Below are 1,218 nucleotides of genomic sequence, written 5' to 3' on the forward strand. Positions count from 1 at the left end.
GTACGTGGTCGAGGCGCGCCTTGATCTCCCACCCCTGCGTCATCGGCTCGTCCTCGCCGGGCAGGAGCAGCGTGCTGGAGACCAGCGGCTCGCCGAGTTCGGCGAGCAGCGCCCGGGTGACGGCGTGGTCGGGGATCCGGACGCCCACCGTCTTCTTCTTCGGGTGCAGGAGGCGCCGGGGCACCTCCTTGGTGGCCGGGAGGATGAAGGTGTAGCCGCCCGGCGTCGCGGCCTTGACGGCGCGGAAGACGTTGTTGTCGAGCTGCACGAACTGCCCCAGCTGCGCGAAGTCCTCGCACATCAGGGTGAAGTGGTGCCGCTCGTCGAGGCGCCGGATCGTCCGGATCCGTTCGAGGCCGTCGCGGTTGTCCAGCCGGCAGCCCAGGGCGAAGCAGGAGTCGGTCGGGTACGCGATGAGGGCTCCGGACCGGAGGCTGTCGGCCACGGTGCTGATGGTGCGCGGCTGGGGGGACTCTGGGTGGACGTCGAAGTACTTGGCCATTCGGCGACCCTAAGGGATGCCGGCCGCTGATCGCCGCAGGTCTCAGCGGGACGGGGTGAAGTTCGGGAGCTGTTCGAGGCTCTCGGCGACGGCGGCGAAGCCGTACGCGAGCATCTCGTGCTCGTAGACCTCGACGGCCTCCCGCAGGCCGGTCCCGCCCCGGTGGGCGTCCGTGAGGGTGCGGCAGAGGAGCGCGGCGTCGCGCAGGGCGGTATTGGCGCCCTTGCCCGCGCTCGGGGGCATGGCGTGGATCGCGTCGCCGAGGAGGGTGACCGGGCCGGTGCCCCAGTGCGGGACGGGCTCGGCGTACCGGAGCCTCAGCGGCGAGCTGTTGACGACGTCGGACCGGCGGACGAGCTCGACGAGATCGGGGTGCCAGCCGTCGAGGAGGGGGAGCAGCCGGTCGCGGACGGTCGCCCAGTCGTCGTCGCCGGTGAGCTGCTCGGGGAGGGTGACCACCCAGCGCAGGTAGCTGTCGGTGTCGGGGAGTTCGACCTCGGGGGCGAGCTCGGCCGCCGCGAGCCTCGGCGGGCGGCGGAACTCCATCCGGCCGAGCAGCATCGTCAGCCCGGGGCCCTGTACGAGAGTGCCGAAGTCCGGGACGAGGGCGGCGAAGCGCTCGGTGAGCGGGGTGCGCCCGAGGAGCGAGTTGCCCGGAATGTCGACCACCCGGGCGTCGGGGAGCAGTCGGCGGCGCACGGCCGAGCCGACGCCTG

2 protein-coding genes are annotated in these 1,218 nt (G+C 72.5%); both read right to left on the reverse strand.

From position 1 onward, the window contains the following. Positions 1-502 (reverse strand): L-threonylcarbamoyladenylate synthase (locus tag ACFV4F_RS43400; RefSeq protein ID WP_380511587.1); only part of this gene is annotated, 502 nt, incomplete at its 3' end. A 42-nt stretch (positions 503-544) separates the two neighbouring features. Further along, on the reverse strand, positions 545-1,218 hold a 674-nt coding region (locus ACFV4F_RS43405), incomplete at its 5' end, for an FAD-dependent oxidoreductase (RefSeq protein ID WP_380511590.1).

Origin of the sequence: Kitasatospora sp. NPDC059722 (assembly GCF_042733235.1) — a bacterium.
GTDB lineage: Bacteria > Actinomycetota > Actinomycetes > Streptomycetales > Streptomycetaceae > Kitasatospora.